Origin of the sequence: Nonomuraea sp. N2-4H (assembly GCF_045291505.1) — a bacterium.
GTDB lineage: Bacteria > Actinomycetota > Actinomycetes > Streptosporangiales > Streptosporangiaceae > Nonomuraea > Nonomuraea fastidiosa.
On record NZ_CP147987.1, the window covers coordinates 1 to 12989 of the forward strand.

Annotated in this window: 8 protein-coding genes and 3 rRNA genes; 6 read left to right on the top strand and 5 right to left on the bottom strand. The window is 64.5% G+C overall.

Annotated features, from left to right (window positions below; genetic code table 11):
* The first annotated feature begins 144 nt into the window (after positions 1-144).
* The 4 genes from WBK31_RS00005 to WBK31_RS00020 all read left to right on the top strand — a co-directional run bounded on the left by WBK31_RS00005 (position 145) and on the right by WBK31_RS00020 (position 7074).
* A 16S ribosomal RNA gene (locus WBK31_RS00005) occupies positions 145-1668 on the top strand.
* A 315-nt stretch (positions 1669-1983) separates the two neighbouring features.
* Positions 1984-5090, top strand: a 23S ribosomal RNA gene (locus WBK31_RS00010).
* Between the two features lie 64 nt (positions 5091-5154).
* Positions 5155-5271 (top strand): 5S ribosomal RNA (gene rrf / locus WBK31_RS00015).
* Together the 16S, 23S and 5S rRNA genes form the textbook arrangement of a ribosomal RNA operon.
* Before the next feature lie 1032 nt (positions 5272-6303).
* Positions 6304-7074, top strand: coding sequence for a serine hydrolase (locus WBK31_RS00020; protein WP_406674140.1), 771 nt, complete (start codon positions 6304-6306; stop codon positions 7072-7074).
* Here the strand turns inward: WBK31_RS00020 and WBK31_RS00025 are convergent.
* The 5 genes from WBK31_RS00025 to pstS are packed head-to-tail and all read right to left on the bottom strand — an operon-like array spanning position 7043 to position 11526.
* The gene (locus tag WBK31_RS00025) at positions 7043-7768 is read right to left on the bottom strand and encodes a response regulator transcription factor (RefSeq protein WP_364059524.1); all 726 of its coding nucleotides are present in this window, start codon (positions 7766-7768) and stop codon (positions 7043-7045) included. The genes WBK31_RS00020 and WBK31_RS00025 overlap by 32 nt on opposite strands.
* Positions 7768-8547, bottom strand: a complete 780-nt coding sequence (gene pstB / locus WBK31_RS00030; protein ID WP_364059522.1) for a phosphate ABC transporter ATP-binding protein PstB — start codon at positions 8545-8547, stop codon at positions 7768-7770. The genes WBK31_RS00025 and pstB overlap by 1 nt, the downstream gene beginning before the upstream one ends.
* A 15-nt stretch (positions 8548-8562) precedes the next feature.
* Entirely contained in the window at positions 8563-9438 is an 876-nt protein-coding gene (gene pstA, locus WBK31_RS00035) for a phosphate ABC transporter permease PstA (RefSeq protein WP_364059519.1), read from the bottom strand.
* On the bottom strand, positions 9435-10415 hold the full coding sequence (pstC, locus tag WBK31_RS00040; protein WP_364059516.1) for a phosphate ABC transporter permease subunit PstC: 981 nt from the start codon (positions 10413-10415) through the stop codon (positions 9435-9437). The genes pstA and pstC overlap by 4 nt, the downstream gene beginning before the upstream one ends.
* A gap of 7 nt (positions 10416-10422) precedes the next feature.
* On the bottom strand, positions 10423-11526 hold the full coding sequence (gene pstS / locus WBK31_RS00045; RefSeq protein WP_378785125.1) for a phosphate ABC transporter substrate-binding protein PstS: 1104 nt from the start codon (positions 11524-11526) through the stop codon (positions 10423-10425).
* A 201-nt stretch (positions 11527-11727) separates the two neighbouring features.
* Here pstS and WBK31_RS00050 point away from each other — a divergent pair, with 201 nt between their 5' ends.
* Together WBK31_RS00050 and WBK31_RS00055 are read left to right on the top strand one after the other, a co-directional pair.
* Positions 11728-12201 carry a low molecular weight protein-tyrosine-phosphatase gene (locus WBK31_RS00050; protein WP_364059510.1) on the top strand — a complete coding sequence of 158 codons (474 nt, stop codon included), beginning with the start codon at positions 11728-11730 and terminating at the stop codon, positions 12199-12201.
* Positions 12188-12973: a fructosamine kinase family protein gene (locus WBK31_RS00055; RefSeq protein WP_364059507.1), complete on the top strand. Its 786-nt coding sequence runs from the start codon at positions 12188-12190 to the stop codon at positions 12971-12973. Before WBK31_RS00050 ends, WBK31_RS00055 begins: the two co-directional genes overlap by 14 nt.
* The last annotated feature ends 16 nt before the right edge of the window (positions 12974-12989 follow it).

The window sequence follows — 12989 nt, forward strand, 5'->3', positions numbered from 1 at the left end:
GGATGTACGCGTCCGTTTCTTGAGAACTCAACAGTGTGTTAAAAGCCAGTGCATGATGCATTACCCCGTCATGTTTCCATGACGTGGATTCCTTTTAGTTGGCATCAATGTTGTTGATGTCGGCTGGGATTGTTTTCCAGACATTGTTTGGAGAGTTTGATCCTGGCTCAGGACGAACGCTGGCGGCGTGCTTAACACATGCAAGTCGAGCGGAAAGGCCCCTTCGGGGGTACTCGAGCGGCGAACGGGTGAGTAACACGTGAGCAACCTGCCCCTGACTCTGGGATAAGCCTGGGAAACTGGGTCTAATACCGGATACGACCTCCGGCCGCATGGTCTGGTGGTGGAAAGTTTTTTCGGTTGGGGATGGGCTCGCGGCCTATCAGCTTGTTGGTGGGGTAGTGGCCTACCAAGGCGACGACGGGTAGCCGGCCTGAGAGGGCGACCGGCCACACTGGGACTGAGACACGGCCCAGACTCCTACGGGAGGCAGCAGTGGGGAATATTGCGCAATGGGCGGAAGCCTGACGCAGCGACGCCGCGTGGGGGATGACGGCCTTCGGGTTGTAAACCTCTTTCAGCAGGGACGAAGTTGACGTGTACCTGCAGAAGAAGCGCCGGCTGAACTACGTGCCAGCAGCCGCGGTAATACGTAGGGCGCAAGCGTTGTCCGGAATTATTGGGCGTAAAGAGCTCGTAGGTGGCTGGTCGCGTCTGCCGTGAAAGCCCGCAGCTTAACTGCGGGTCTGCGGTGGATACGGGCCGGCTAGAGGTAGGTAGGGGCAAGTGGAATTCCTGGTGTAGCGGTGAAATGCGCAGATATCAGGAGGAACACCGGTGGCGAAGGCGGCTTGCTGGGCCTTACCTGACGCTGAGGAGCGAAAGCGTGGGGAGCGAACAGGATTAGATACCCTGGTAGTCCACGCTGTAAACGTTGGGCGCTAGGTGTGGGGGTCTTCCACGATCTCCGTGCCGGAGCTAACGCATTAAGCGCCCCGCCTGGGGAGTACGGCCGCAAGGCTAAAACTCAAAGGAATTGACGGGGGCCCGCACAAGCGGCGGAGCATGTTGCTTAATTCGACGCAACGCGAAGAACCTTACCAAGGTTTGACATCACCCGGACCGGTCTAGAGATAGATCTTCCCTTTTGGGCTGGGTGACAGGTGGTGCATGGCTGTCGTCAGCTCGTGTCGTGAGATGTTGGGTTAAGTCCCGCAACGAGCGCAACCCTTGCTCCATGTTGCCAGCAACCTCTTCGGAGGGTTGGGGACTCATGGGGGACTGCCGGGGTCAACTCGGAGGAAGGTGGGGATGACGTCAAGTCATCATGCCCCTTATGTCTTGGGCTGCAAACATGCTACAATGGCCGGTACAGAGGGCTGCGATACCGTGAGGTGGAGCGAATCCCTAAAAGCCGGTCTCAGTTCGGATTGGGGTCTGCAACTCGACCCCATGAAGTCGGAGTCGCTAGTAATCGCAGATCAGCAATGCTGCGGTGAATACGTTCCCGGGCCTTGTACACACCGCCCGTCACGTCACGAAAGTCGGCAACACCCGAAGCCCGTGGCCCAACCCTTGTGGGGGGAGCGGTCGAAGGTGGGGCTGGCGATTGGGACGAAGTCGTAACAAGGTAGCCGTACCGGAAGGTGCGGCTGGATCACCTCCTTTCTAAGGAGCATCTTCACTCTTCACCGGCGAGTGTCTGGTGGGGTGGTGACAGCTCACGAGTGGAGCACTGGTTATTCAGGTTTGCCGGGTTGCCGGCGTGCTAGTACCGCCCAGCGGTCTCTCTTGTGGGGATGGTTGGGAGTGGGAACGGGCGTGCGGGGGCTTGGTGAGCTTGGGCACACTGTTGGGTCCTGAGGAAACGGGCGACCGGTTCCTTGGAGACAGGGCCAGCGAACACTGCACGGGTTTGTGTGGTGGGGTCTGGAGTCGCTGTTTGTTGTTTGAGATTTGCATAGTGGACGCGAGCATCTTTGTGGCCAAGTTTTTTAGGGCACACGGTGGATGCCTTGGCATCAGGAGCCGATGAAGGACGTGGGAGGCTGCGATAAGCCTCGGGGAGTCGCCAACCAGACGTTGATCCGGGGATGTCCGAATGGGGAAACCTAGCACCAGTCATGTGGTGTTGCCTCCGCCTGAATGTATAGGGCGGTTGGTGGTAACGCGGGGAAGTGAAACATCTCAGTACCCGTAGGAAGAGAAAACAATAGTGATTCCGTGAGTAGTGGTGAGCGAAAGCGGATGAGGCTAAACCGGGCGTGTGTGATAGCCGGCAGGCGTTGCATGTTCGGGGTTGTGGGACCTTCCGGTGGCTTCTGCCGGAGCCACGAGCAGTGATAAATCCGTCTGATAGTCGAAGCCTCTGGGAAGGGGCGCCGTAGACCGTGAGAGCCGGGTAGGCGAAATTGGATGGACTGTTGGAGGGGATCCCAAGTAGCACGGGGCTCGAGGAATCCTGTGTGAATCTGCCAGGACCACCTGGTAAGCCTAAATACTCCCTGGTGACCGATAGTGCACGAGTACCGTGAGGGAAAGGTGAAAAGTGCCCCGGTGAGGGGTTGTGAAAGAGTACCTGAAACCGTGTGCCTACAAGCCGTAGGAGCTTAGCTGGGCTTGCTCAGCTGTGATGTGACTGCGTGCCTTTTGAAGAATGAGCCTGCGAGTTATGGTGTGTGGCGAGGTTAACCCGTGTGGGGGAGCCGTAGCGAAAGCGAGTCTGAAGAGGGCGTTTGAGTCGCATGCTGTAGACCCGAAGCGGGGTGATCTACGCATGGGCAGGTTGAAGCTCAGGTAAGACTGGGTGGAGGACCGAACCCACCAGGGTTGAAAACCTGGGGGATGATCTGTGTGTAGGGGTGAAAGGCCAATCAAACTCCGTGATAGCTGGTTCTCCCCGAAATGCATTTAGGTGCAGCGTTGCGTGTTTCTTGCCGGAGGTAGAGCACTGGATGGCCGATGGGCCCGACAAGGTTACTGACGTCAGCCAAACTCCGAATGCCGGTAAGTGAGAGCGTGGCAGTGAGACTGCGGGCGATAAGGTTCGTAGTCGAGAGGGAAACAGCCCAGATCACCGACTAAGGCCCCTAAGCGTGTGCTAAGTGGGAAAGGATGTGGAGTCGCAGAGACAACCAGGAGGTTGGCTTAGAAGCAGCCATCCTTGAAAGAGTGCGTAATAGCTCACTGGTCAAGTGATTCTGCGCCGACAATGTAGCGGGGCTCAAGCACACCGCCGAAGTCGTGGCACTGACAGGACACTGAGCCTGTTGGTGGGTAGGGGAGCGTCGTGCAGCCGGTGAAGCAGCAGAGTGATCTAGTTGTGGAGGCTGTGCGAGTGAGAATGCAGGCATGAGTAGCGAATCGAGGGTGAGAAACCCTCGCGCCGGATGACCAAGGGTTCCTGGGCCAGGTTAATCCGCCCAGGGTAAGTCGGGACCTAAGGCGAGGCCGACAGGCGTAGTCGATGGACAACGGGTTGATATTCCCGTACCCGCTTCAACGCGCCCATACTGAACCCCTTGATACTAAGAGTCCTTAAGTCAGCTGCCTCTTCGGAGGTGGTGTTAGACCGAACGCTCGGCCTGATTGGGTAGTAGGTAAACGATGGGGTGACGCAGGAAGGTAGTCCAGCCCAGGCGATGGTTGTCCTGGGGTAAGCATGTAGGGAGCGCGGTAGGCAAATCCGCCGCGTGTGATCCTGAGATGTGATGCCGAGCCGATTGTGGTGAAGTGGATGATCCTATGCTGCCGAGAAAAGCCTCTAGTGAGTGTTGTGGCGGCCCGTACCCTAAACCGACTCAGGTGGTCAGGTAGAGAATACTAAGGCGATCGGGTGAACTGTGGTTAAGGAACTCGGCAAATTGCCCCCGTAACTTCGGGAGAAGGGGGACCTCTGCTGGTGATGGCACTTGCTGCTGGAGCTGGTGGGGGTCGCAGTGGCCAGGGGGAAGCGACTGTTTACTAAAAACACAGGTCCGTGCGAAGTCGTAAGACGATGTATACGGACTGACGCCTGCCCGGTGCCGGAACGTTAAGGGGACCGCTTAGCTGACGTAAGTTGGCGAAGGTGAGAACTTAAGCGCCGGTAAACGGCGGTGGTAACTATAACCATCCTAAGGTAGCGAAATTCCTTGTCGGGTAAGTTCCGACCTGCACGAATGGCGTAACGACTTCCCCGCTGTCTCAACCGCAGACCCGGCGAAATTGCACTACGAGTAAAGATGCTCGTTACGCGCAGCAGGACGGAAAGACCCCGGGACCTTCACTACAGCTTGACATTGGCGTTTGGAGCGTCTTGTGTAGGATAGGTGGGAGACTGGGAAGCTCGGACGCTAGTTCGGGTGGAGTCGTTGGTGAAATACCACTCTGGTCGTTTTGAACGTCTAACTCTGGTCCGTGATCCGGATCGGGGACAGTGTCTGGTGGGTAGTTTAACTGGGGCGGTTGCCTCCTAAAGGGTAACGGAGGCGCCCAAAGGTTCCCTCAGCCTGGTTGGCAATCAGGTGTTGAGTGTAAGTGCACAAGGGAGCTTGACTGTGAGACTGACGGGTCGAGCAGGAGCGAAAGCTGGGACTAGTGATCCGGCATCGGCGTGTGGAAGCGGTGTCGCTCAACGGCTAAAAGGTACCCCGGGGATAACAGGCTGATCTTCCCCAAGAGTCCATATCGACGGGATGGTTTGGCACCTCGATGTCGGCTCGTCGCATCCTGGGGCTGGAGTAGGTCCCAAGGGTTGGGCTGTTCGCCCATTAAAGCGGTACGCGAGCTGGGTTTAGAACGTCGCGAGACAGTTCGGTCCCTATCCGCTGCGCGCGTAGGAGACTTGAAAGGGGCTGTCCCTAGTACGAGAGGACCGGGACGGACGAACCTCTGGTGTGCCAGTTGTACCGCCAGGTGCACGGCTGGTTGGCTACGTTCGGAAGGGATAACCGCTGAAGGCATCTAAGCGGGAAGCTCGCCTTGAGATGAGGTCTCCCACCCACGTTGTGGGGTAAGGCTCCCGGGTGATGACCGGGTTGATAGGCCGGAGGTGGAAGCGCGGTAACGTGTGGAGCTGACCGGTACTAATAGGCCGAGGACTTGACCACAAAGCTTTTGCTCGCGTTCACTAGGCAATTCTGAGACAGCAAGTGGTGTGCTGTTTCGTGGGGTTACGGCGGTTATGGCGGGAAGGAAACACCCGGTTACATTCCGAACCCGGAAGTTAAGCTTCTCAGCGCCGATGGTACTGCACTCGGGAGGGTGTGGGAGAGTAGGTCACCGCCGGACAATCTTTGATGAGAGGGGTCTTGGTATCTGGTTTCGGATACTAAGGCCCCTCTTTTTTGTGTGTGTTGGGGTGGGGTTCTGGCATCTGTTGTGGTGTCGGAGCCCCTCTCTCTTTGTGTGTGTGTTTTGTGTGTGCGTGTGTGGGGGTGGGGTTCCGGCGTCTGGGGTGTCGGGGCGCCTCCCCCTTTTGCGTGCGGGGCCGGTGTTCTTGGTGTCGGGGTTCTTTTGGTGCGTGGGGGGTGCTAGCGGTTGTGGTGTCAGGGCTTTTCTTCGGTGTGGGGAGGGGTTCTGGTGCCTTGGGTGTCTCCCTTTCTTCGTGTGGGGGAGGGGATGTGACGTTTTAGGGCGTCGTGGCCCCTCCCTTTTTTGAGTGGCTGGGTTTTTCTCCCTGGAGGGGCTTTTCGTGGCGGGTGTGTGGGGTTTCGTGCGTTGAGAGTGTGTGGGTGCGGTCGGGTTTTCTGTGGGGTGGGTTTTCGGCTGTTGCCGGCCTTGCTTGGGCCTGTTCGCGCGCTCCAGGGTGCATTTGTCAGCGCGGGTGGGTCGGGGGTTCGTTGCTGCCGGTGGTGTTCGGGTGTGCCTTACAGGATGGACTGTTCGGGGTGGTGGGTTTTGGTGCCGGACTTGGGCGAGGGCGCTTGCCGGGGTGTGAGGGCTGGGGGTGGACGGGTCGGCTGGTGTTGCGGGTCGCGTGCTTGAGAGCCTGGGGTGGCTGGGTGGGAGAAGTTGTCGGGGGCGGTCTTCGGGTGAGGGCTGGGTTTCGGGGGCGGGAGTGGGGCTTCGGGCGGGGTGGCGGGGGTGTCGGGGATGTCGTGATAATGCTCGAATGGTCGGGGCCTGGGGCAGGGTGGCGTGGCTGTTCGTGGGGTTGCTCGCGTTGATTTCGCCGCTGGTCGTCGCTGGGGATGTCAAGGCGGTGGCTCGGGCGCCTGAAGGACGTGCGCGGGTGGGCCGTGTTGCGTCGCTGACCGTGCGGGTGCCGCTGCTCACGGCCGGGTGGGGGTCTTACGGAGGCCGGAAGACGGACGACTGCTGGTGGAGCAGCAGCGGGTCGTGGCGAGGGGAGAGGTGCCGGGCAAGGAGATCTCGCGGCGGCTGGATCGGTATCTCGCGGGGCGGACCGGGCGGGTGGCGGTGATGGTGAAGGAGCTGGGGTCCGGGCGAACCTACGCCTATCACGCCGAGGAGCGGATGATCACGGCCAGCGTGGCCAAGGTGCAGATTCTCATGGCCTTACTGTTGCGCACGCCGTGGAAGAAGCTGCCGGCGGCGGTGCGGCGGGATGCCGATCGGATGATCCGCTACAGCGACAACCACGCGGCCGATCGGCTGTGGGAGCGGATCGGTGGGGTGAGAGGGTTCGACGCGGCGGGGCGGAGGTTCGGGCTGCGGCATACCCGGGGAGTGGCGGGCAGGTGCGTGGACCTGTACTGCTGGGGGATCACGCAGACGTCCGTCGACGACCTGGTACGGCTCATGGCGGCCCTCGTCGCGAAGAAGAGCCCGCTCAGGCGGCAGGACCGCGCTCAGGTGCGCAGGCTCATGGGCGCGGTCGTGGACGGGCAGGACTGGGGCATCAGTGCCGCCGCCTGCCGCGGTGAACGGGTGGCGCTGAAGAACGGCTGGCTGCGCCGGGTGTCGAACGGGCGCTGGGCCACGGCCAGCGTGGGCCTCGTCAGAGGTGACGGGCGGGACTTCGCCGTGGCCGTGCTGAGCGAGGGCAGCCCTCAGGTGGAGTACGGCATCGCCACCGTCGAAGGCGTGGCCGAGCGCGTCATGCGGGCTTTTCGGAGTTGCCCGGGGTGACCAGCCGGTAGCCCACGCCGCGTACGGTCTGGATGAGCTGGTCGTCCTCGTCGCCCAGGCGCGCCCGCAGCCGTTTGACGTGCACCGCGATGGTGTTCGTCGAGGTGTTGGCGGCGGCGTGCCAGACGTGGCGCATGATCTGCTCGCGGGTGACCGTGCGGTCGGCGTTGCGCATGAGGTACTGCAGCAGCTCGAACTCGCGCAGCGGCAGGTGGACGGCGCGGCCGCCGACGCGTACCTGGTAGGCGTGGACGTCCAGCTCGACGCCGCCGACGGTGAGGACCTTGCGCGGCTCGGGGGAGCTGGCCTGGATGAACGGCAGCAGTTCCGGCACCCGGTAGGGCCGGGCCACGCAGGCGGCGGCGCCGGCCGCGAGCGCGCGTACGGCCTGGTCGGCGTGCCCCTCACCGACGCCGAGCAGGACGGGCACCGAGCGCGCGAGCCGTACCGCGCGGACGAACTCGACCGGGTCGATGACCGGCAGCGTGGCCGCGACGAGCACCACGTCCGGCTGGAGCGCTCCGGCCTGCAGCAGCCCTTGGGCGCCGTCGGGCGCCCCGGTGACGGCCACGCCCTCGCGTTCGAGGGCGGTGGCGACGTCGTCCACCACGGAGCCGTCGGGGTCGGCGATGAGCAGTACGGGCTTGGCCCTGGTGTCCCCGTTCATCGTGGGCGCCGCCTGCTGGTGGGTCATCAGCCGAAGCGCCCCGTGATGTAGTCCTCGGTGGCCTTCTGTGAGGGGTTGGTGAACATGCGCGACGTCTCGTCCATCTCGATGACCCTGCCGGGCTTGCCCTGTTCGGCGAGGTTGAAAAAGGCGGTGCGGTCGCTGACCCGGGCGGCCTGCTGCATGTTGTGGGTCACGATGACGATCGTGTACTGGTCCTTCAGCTTGGCCATGAGGTCCTCGATGGCCAGCGTGGAGATCGGATCGAGGGCGGAGCAGGGCTCGTCCATCAGCAGGACCTCGGGCCGTACGGCGATCGCGCGGGCGATGCACAGGCGCTGCTGCTGGCCGCCGGACAGGCCGGCGCCGGGCTTGTTGAGGCGGTCCTTGACCTCGTTCCACAGGTTGGCGCCCTTGAGCGAGTCCTCGACGATGTCGTCCATCTCGGACTTGCTGATGCGGCCGCCGTTGAGCCGGAGCCCGGCGGCGACGTTCTCGTAGATCGACATCGTGGGGAACGGGTTCGGGCGCTGGAAGACCATGCCGATCATGCGGCGCACGGAGACGGGCTCGACGTCCGGGGCGTACAGGTCCTCGCCGTCGAGCAGCACCTTGCCCTCCACGCGCGCGCCGGGGATGACCTCGTGCATGCGGTTGAGCGTGCGCAGGAACGTCGACTTGCCGCAGCCGGACGGGCCGATGAACGCGGTGATCGACCGCGGCTCGATGGTCATCGACACGTCCTCGATCGCCTTGTGCGACCCGTAGTACGCGTCGAGGCCCGAAACCTGGATCTGCTTGGACATTGTGGTTATTACCCCCTATCGGCCCTTGGCGGGCGCACGCCACCAGGCGATCAGGCGCGCCACCAGGTTCAGCAGCATGACGATCAGGATCAGCGTGAGGGCTCCGGTCCACGCCCGGTCGATGGCGGTGTCGTTCGGACGGGCCGCCTGGTCGAAGACGAAGAGGGGGAGGCCCATCTGCGGTCCGTTGAACGGGTCGTGGTTGATGGAGTTGGTGAAGAACACCGTCATCAGCAGCGGAGCCGTCTCGCCGGCGACGCGGGCCACGGCCAGCATGACGCCGGTGACGATGCCGGTGAACGCGGTCGGCAGCACGACCTTGACGATGGTGCGCCACTTGGGCACGCCCAGCGCGTACGATGCCTCGCGCAGGTCGTTCGGCACCAGCCGCAGCATCTCCTCGGCGGACCTGACGACCGTCGGCATCATCAGGATGGACAGGGCGAGCGCGCCCGCCCAGCCGGAGTAGGGGAAGCCGAGGAAGAGGATCCAGAACGCGAGGATGAACAGCCCGGCGACGACCGACGGGATGCCGGTCATGACGTCGACGAAGAAGCTGATGGCCCGGGCCAGGCGGCCGCCCGCGCCGTACTCGACGAGGTAGATGGCGGTGAACAGGCCGATCGGCACCGAGATGACGGAGGCCAGCAGGACCTGTTCGAGGGTGCCGACGATGGCGTGGTACGCGCCGCCGCCCGCGTCCCTGGCGCCGATGCCGTTCATGGAGTGGGTGAGGAACTCCATGTCGAAGCGGGCCAGGCCGTTGGAGACCACCAGCCACAGCACCGAGACCAGCGGCACCACGGCCAGCACGAACGCCACATAGACCAGGGCCTGAACGACCCGGTCCTTGATGCGGCGGCCGGTGGAGATGCGTTGAATCGAGGTCATGCGCCGGCCCTCGCGTACTCCTTGCGGCGGTTGATGATCAGTCGCGCGGCCATGTTGACCAGCAGCGTGATGAGGAACAGCACCAGACCGGAGGCGATCAGCGCGCCCCGGCCGATGTCGGTGGCCTCGCCGAAGCCGTTGGCGATGTTGGCGGCGATGCTGTTGGCGTGCGGGGTGAGGATCTCGAAGGTGATGTCGAAGGTGGCCGGGAAGATCAGCGCGACCGCGATGGTCTCGCCCATGGCGCGGCCGAGGCCGAGCATGGCGGCGCTGATGACACCCGGACGGCCGAACGGCAGCACGGCCATCCTGATCATCTCCCAGCGGGTCGCGCCGAGCGCGAGCGCCGCCTCCTCGTTCATCTTGGGCGCCTGGAGGAACACCTCGCGTGAGATGGCCGCGATGATCGGCAGGATCATGATGGCCAGCACGATGCCGCCGGCGAGCATGGTCTTGCCGCCGATCACGCCCTCGCCGGCGAACAGCGGGAACCAGCCGACGTGCTCGTTCAGCCACTGCGACGGCGTCCGCATGAACGGCACCAGGAACGCCAGGCCCCACAGGCCGTAGACGACGCTGGGCACCGCGGCGAGCAGGTCGATGAGGTAGCCGAGCGGGGCGGCGAGCTTGCGGGGCGCGTAGTGCGAGATGAACAGCGCCACGCCGACCGCGATCGGGGTGGCGATGACCAGCGCGAGCGCGGAGCTGAGCAGGGTGCCGAAGGCCAGCGCGGCGATGCCGAAGACCTGCTGCCCGTTGGGGTCCCAGGTCAGCTCCGTGAGGAAGTTCGCCTTGTTCGCCTGCAGCGCCGGGATCGCCTCGCTGATGAGGAACACGGCGATGGCCGCCATGATCGCCAGCAGGATGACGCCCGCCGCCGTGGAGACGAACCGGAAGGGACCTTCACCGATGCTGCGCCGCGAGGCGGACCGGCTGGTGTCCGGTCCGCCTTCACGGGTACGTACGTCCGTCGTCATGAGCCGCTCAGGAGATGGCCTCGACGGCGGTCCTGACCTTGGTGAGCAGGTCGCCCGAGAGCGGGGCGTAACCCAGCTCCTTCAGCACCGCCTGGCCCTCGTCGCTGGCGGTGTAGGTCAGGAAGCTCTTGACGATCTTCTGCTGGTCGGCGGGCAGGCCCTTCTCGCAGGTGATCTCGTACGTCACCAGGACGATCGGGTAGGCGCCCGGGGTCTTGGTGGCGTAGTCGATGGACAGCGCGAGGTCGTTGCCGGTGCCCTTGATCTCGGCGGTCTCGACCGTCTTGGCCGCGCTCTCCGGGGTCAGCTCGACGAACTCGCCGGAGCCGTTCGCGATCTTGGCTTTCTGCAGCGAGGAGTTCTCGGCGTACGAGAGCTCGACGTAGCTGATCGCGCCCTCGGAGTCCTTCACGCTGGCGGCGATCTGGTCGGAGCCCTTGGCGCCCTGGCCGCCCGCCTCGGCGGGCCACGCCTTGGCCGGCTCGTACGGCCAGTCACCGGTGGCCTTGAGGAACTTGGTGAAGTTGTCGCTGGTGCCCGACTCGTCCGAGCGGTGGACCGCCTGGATGGGCGTGGACGGGAGCTGGGCGTCCGGGTTCTCGGCCTTGATGGCCGGGTCGTCCCACTTGGTGATCTTGCTGTTGAAGATGCCGACGAGCGTCTTCGGCGACAGCTGCAGGCCGTCGACGCCGGGGAGGTTGTAGACAACCGCGATCGGGCCGGTGACCATCGGGATGTTGATGGCCTTGCCGGTCTTGCACCGGGCGTCGGCCTGGGCAGGCTCGTCGTCCTTCAGCGCCGAGTCGGAGCCGGCGAAGGCGACCGTGCCCTGGATGAACGCCTGCACGCCCGCGCCGGAGCCGCTGGGCTGGTAGTTCAGGGTCACCCCCGGGTTCGCTGCCGTGAAGTTCTTCGTCCACTCGGTGATCGCGTTGGCCTGGGCCGAGGAGCCCGCGGCGTTGACGGAGCCGCTCAGACCGTTGTCCGCCGCGGGCGCGGCGGCGCTTGCGGAGGTCGTGCTGCCCGAGGGGTTGTTGTTGTCTGTGCCGCACGCAGCGAGCGAGAGCGCGCCGGCGACGGCGACGGCGGCGAGCCGGCCTGCATACTTCACGGTTGGGTTCCTCCCACTTGGTCCTTAGTCGGGCATGAAGCTAGGCGGCGAAAGTGACTCGGCCCCCGAGAGCGGATGAACGGACAGTGAACGCTGTGGGTCGGTGTGCTGCACCGGCCCCGCTGCGGCCGGTTCATCCGGCGCGGTCCGTACGTGAACGGCGCAGGTCGGAGCACTTGCCCGGCTGGCCACAATGGAGGCATGACGTATCGCGTATGCGTGGTGTGCATGGGGAACATCTGCCGGTCGCCGATGGCCGAGGTCGTGCTGCGGAAGGTGCTCGCCGACCGGGGTCTCGACGGCCAGGTCGTCGTCGAGAGCGCCGGCACCGGAGGATGGCACGTGGGCGACCCGATGGACGAGCGGGCGCTGGAGACCCTCTCCCTGCGCGGCTACGATGGCTCCTCGCACCGGGCCAGGCAGTTCACCAGGGACTGGTTCGACCGGTACGACCTCGTGCTCGCCATGGACCGGGACAACCTGTCCAACCTGCAGCGGATCGCCCCCGAAGGGGTCGAGGTGCGGTTGTTCCGGTCGTTCGATCCGGCCGCGCCGGAGGGGGCCGAGGTGCCGGATCCGTACTACGGGGGCCGCGAAGGGTTCGAAGAGGTCCTCGACCTGGTCGAGTCGGCCGCCGAGGGCGTCGCCAAGCACATCGCCGATGAGATTCACTGAGGAGCTGGGCACCTCGCACGGCAGGCGGCTGCGGCGGGGCGTGCTGGACGACGGGCGGGCGGTGTTCGTCAAGAGCGGTCCCGCCTCCGAGGTGCTGCTGTCGGAGGCCGCCGGGCTGCGCTGGCTCGGCGAGGTCGCCGCGGTGCCCGAGGTCATCGAGGCGGAGCCGGACCGGCTGGTGCTGGCCTGGGTACGCGAGGAGCGGCCCACCCCCGAGGCCGCCGAGCGGTTCGGGCGGACGCTGGCGAGGATGCACCGCGCGGGGGCGCAGAAGTTCGGCGCGCCGTGGCCCGGGTTCATCGCCGAGCTGCCGATGGACAACGCGGCCGCCCCCGACTGGCCGGCCTTCTACGGCGAGCGACGGGTGCTGCCGTTCCTGCGGCAGGCGCGGCTGCCCGCCTCAGACGTCGCGCTGGTCGAGCGGGCGGTGGAGCGGCTGCCCGAGGTGGCGGGGCCCGCCGAGCCGCCCGCGCGGATCCACGGGGATCTGTGGAGCGGGAACGTGCTGTGGTCCGGCGGGCAGGGCGTGCTGATCGATCCGGCGGCCCATGGCGGGCATCGGGAGACGGACCTTGCGATGCTCGATCTGTTCGGGCTGCCGTATCTCGATCGGGTGCTGGGGGCGTACCAGGAGGAGTGGCCGCTTGCCGACGGGTGGCGGGAGCGGGTGCCGCTGCATCAGCTCCATCCGCTGCTCGTGCACGTGGTGTTGTACGGCGGGGGATATCGGGACGCTTTGATGGCCGCCGTGCGGCGGGTGCTGGCGCTCTGAGCGGCCTCTGTGCCCG

What these genes read in the sequence shown, in the direction of transcription:
- WBK31_RS00055 (WP_364059507.1), top strand. Translation starts at nt 12,188, where the DNA reads ATGAGATTCACTGAGGAGCTGGGCACCTCGCACGGCAGGCGGCTGCGG.
- WBK31_RS00025 (WP_364059524.1), bottom strand. Translation starts at nt 7,768, where the DNA reads ATGACCCACCAGCAGGCGGCGCCCACGATGAACGGGGACACCAGGGCC.
- WBK31_RS00050 (WP_364059510.1), top strand. Translation starts at nt 11,728, where the DNA reads ATGACGTATCGCGTATGCGTGGTGTGCATGGGGAACATCTGCCGGTCG.
- pstB (WP_364059522.1), bottom strand. Translation starts at nt 8,547, where the DNA reads ATGTCCAAGCAGATCCAGGTTTCGGGCCTCGACGCGTACTACGGGTCG.
- pstC (WP_364059516.1), bottom strand. Translation starts at nt 10,415, where the DNA reads ATGACGACGGACGTACGTACCCGTGAAGGCGGACCGGACACCAGCCGG.
- pstA (WP_364059519.1), bottom strand. Translation starts at nt 9,438, where the DNA reads ATGACCTCGATTCAACGCATCTCCACCGGCCGCCGCATCAAGGACCGG.